Source organism: Arsenophonus endosymbiont of Bemisia tabaci Q2, from assembly GCF_902713415.1.
Lineage (GTDB): Bacteria > Pseudomonadota > Gammaproteobacteria > Enterobacterales > Enterobacteriaceae > Arsenophonus.
This window is the reverse complement of sequence record NZ_CACTIE010000111.1, coordinates 1-2,455: the sequence shown is the minus strand read 5'-3', so window position 1 is coordinate 2,455 and position 2,455 is coordinate 1. Positions and strand designations below refer to the sequence as shown.

Annotated in this window: 5 protein-coding genes; 1 reads left to right on the top strand and 4 read right to left on the bottom strand. The window is 31.6% G+C overall.

Annotated features, from left to right (window positions below; all coding sequences use genetic code 11):
- Positions 1–286: 286 nt before the first annotated feature.
- The 4 genes from ARSQ2_RS06545 to ARSQ2_RS06530 form a co-directional block, all read right to left on the bottom strand.
- Positions 287–436, bottom strand: a complete 150-nt coding sequence (locus tag ARSQ2_RS06545; RefSeq protein WP_181994097.1) for a hypothetical protein — start codon at positions 434–436, stop codon at positions 287–289.
- A 421-nt stretch (positions 437–857) separates the two neighbouring features.
- A complete protein-coding gene (locus tag ARSQ2_RS06540; RefSeq protein WP_181994096.1) occupies positions 858–1,508 on the bottom strand; it encodes a hypothetical protein in 651 nt (216 codons plus the stop codon).
- Complete coding sequence (locus ARSQ2_RS06535; protein ID WP_181994095.1) at positions 1,509–1,961, bottom strand: hypothetical protein; 453 nt, start codon at positions 1,959–1,961, stop codon at positions 1,509–1,511.
- Between the two features lie 6 nt (positions 1,962–1,967).
- Positions 1,968–2,255: a hypothetical protein gene (locus ARSQ2_RS06530; protein WP_181994778.1), complete on the bottom strand. Its 288-nt coding sequence runs from the start codon at positions 2,253–2,255 to the stop codon at positions 1,968–1,970.
- Position 2,256: 1 nt separating this feature from the next.
- Here ARSQ2_RS06530 and ARSQ2_RS06525 point away from each other — a divergent pair.
- The coding region (locus ARSQ2_RS06525) for a hypothetical protein (protein WP_181994777.1) at positions 2,257–2,455 on the top strand (199 nt) is incomplete at its 3' end.

Below are 2,455 nucleotides of genomic sequence, written 5' to 3'. Positions count from 1 at the left end.
TACAAGTAATTACTCTATATCAGTAAATTTATATTGGAGAAAAACATATATTTTGTAATCAAAATTAAGTCGCTTAGCTATAGATTCATCACTGTTACTCATTTCATCTATTACTACATATGAATTATAATTAAACAGGCGGTTAAATTTAAATCTCTGCTTTTGTGAGCTGGGATTGATAAAAATTTTCTGTTCTGGATGCGATTGATTATAAAAGCGATAGTCAGGTAAGATTTTTATATGATCGGTCCAGTTGTAACGTTGAATAACATACCGATCAACGCCATTACCCCCCGTTAGCATACCCCTTTGTTAATAACAGGGTATCATTACTGTCCTTACCATATAAAATTACATTCCCATTTCCACCTGCTAAAATATTATCTTTATAGCTAAGCGACTTAATTTTGATTACAAAATATATGTTTTTCTCCAATATAAATTTACTGATATAGAGTAATTACTTGTAATTATTTTAAAGTCGCCCAGCTATAGCATTAGCATTAGCATTAGCATTAGCATTAGCATTAGCATTAGCATTAGCAATGATAATATTATGTGCTGTATTCGGCCCACTAGCATTTTCTAAATTATTAATAGATGCAACAAGTTGTAAAGTATTGTTACTACTGCTAACAAAACTTCTTATTCTATAATGAGAATAGTCAAAAGTGCGAAAAGGTCGCGTTAAATATTTTAGGGTACTATTTTCTAAATCAATATAAGAACCGCGAAAACTGGTTTTGTTATGTTTATTTTATAAATAGAAAAATCTGGCTTTATAAGACCAATATTTTTTTGAATAGGTAATGTATTAATAATAATACTATCATTACCATCTTTACCGTAAAGATATTTTATTTTATTAATTTCAAATTGCTTATTATTAAAGATAAAAATATCATCGCTATTCCCCCAAACAAATATTTTTTACCATCATATATTTCAAATCGGTTGGCTACATCCTTCAATCCAATAATAATATCATCGCCATTAGCTGTATTAAAATTTATGCCAGAAATATAAGCCTTGTTATAGGTATTTCTAAAAAAACTTTCAGCATAATCATAGGAGTGTGTTAATCTAGGCGACAATGATATTGTATAAATGACCATTGATTTTTGACTATTCGATGTAAAAAATTTATTCCTATTAGAGTAAGTGTCAGAAAAATCTAAAAATATATTATCTGTATTTTCCTTTAATAAGATCGTTTCATTAGTCGCGATTTGTGAATGTGGAATATATTTTTTAATTTTGACATGTTCAATATCATAACGATCTGTAAATTGCTGTAAAATTAATCTGATTTCTTGTTCGGAAAAACGTCTTTTATTCTGCTCTATCTCATGATTAATCAGTTCATTTATCCATAAGGTGATGGCTGAATTTGAAAATATATTGAGATGTTTTGCTATCATATGATGTTCAATGTCTTGATAGACCAGATATTTATTTTTCTCTTTATCTATTAAATGAAAATAAGGTAACTCTTCTGCTTGCTGCATTTATTCAATATAAAAATATAAAGTATAACCAAATGGTTGTAATTGAAATTGATTGCGCTGTTTTTCAAATAATGCTTTTTTAAAACTATCTTCTACCTGATATTGCTGTAATTTATTTTGTATCGCATAAGTTAGATTCAGTCCCAAAGCCGCTCTTAGACCAGTTTCAAATTCTTCCCCTGAAGTTAATTTAATTTTTTCTTTAATTTTTGCTACTGTTCGTACCGCATTATAGGCCATTCCGCCCAACATTAAACTGGCACCAAACGCAATACCAATCGGGCCTACTGCTGAACCAGCAAAAATAGCCAACGCGGTACCAAGTCCGAAACCCGCTCCCAGTACAGATAACATGCCATTGATAATGAGATCTTGACGTATAGCAGGATCTTGTTCGGTCTTTAGTTGGCTAAAACTATCATAAGCATAATAAATATCAAATCCCGCCGCCATCGCATTTTAAAAAATGACCGCCCGGCCAGTAAACGTATCTGCCATTCGATAAGAGCCAGTTATTTTATAAACGCTTTTTAATAACAGAGGTTGCAAAATATCAGTGCTAAAATTAGCTGCCGCAGTACTCCAAGCAATGGCGATATTTTTACTTATTTCAGCCCGCTGCTGATCATTCAATTCTGTAGACTGTTGCTCTGCTAACATCGTGTGGGTAGAGTTAATCAATTGAAACAGACCAATAGCCTGAGTACCATAACCAATTTTATTCATCATGCGAGCATAACGAGGCAATTTGACACTATTTTGCCGTAAACGTGGCCAAAGAGTCTTATCTGGGTTATGTTCAATAGCGGATAATCTTGCTAATAATAGTGCTGATGAAGCCAGATCCTGTTCATTAGTTATAGCTAAGCGACTTAATTTTGATGACATTATTTATATGAGCTATTCAATTGATTTTAGACGTAAAGTGATATTTACGATGGAAGAAG

Excerpts from the sequence above, each read along its gene's own strand:
- ARSQ2_RS06540 (WP_181994096.1), bottom strand. The coding sequence starts at position 1,508 with ATGCAGCAAGCAGAAGAGTTACCTTATTTTCATTTAATAGATAAAGAG.
- ARSQ2_RS06535 (WP_181994095.1), bottom strand. The coding sequence starts at position 1,961 with ATGGCGGCGGGATTTGATATTTATTATGCTTATGATAGTTTTAGCCAA.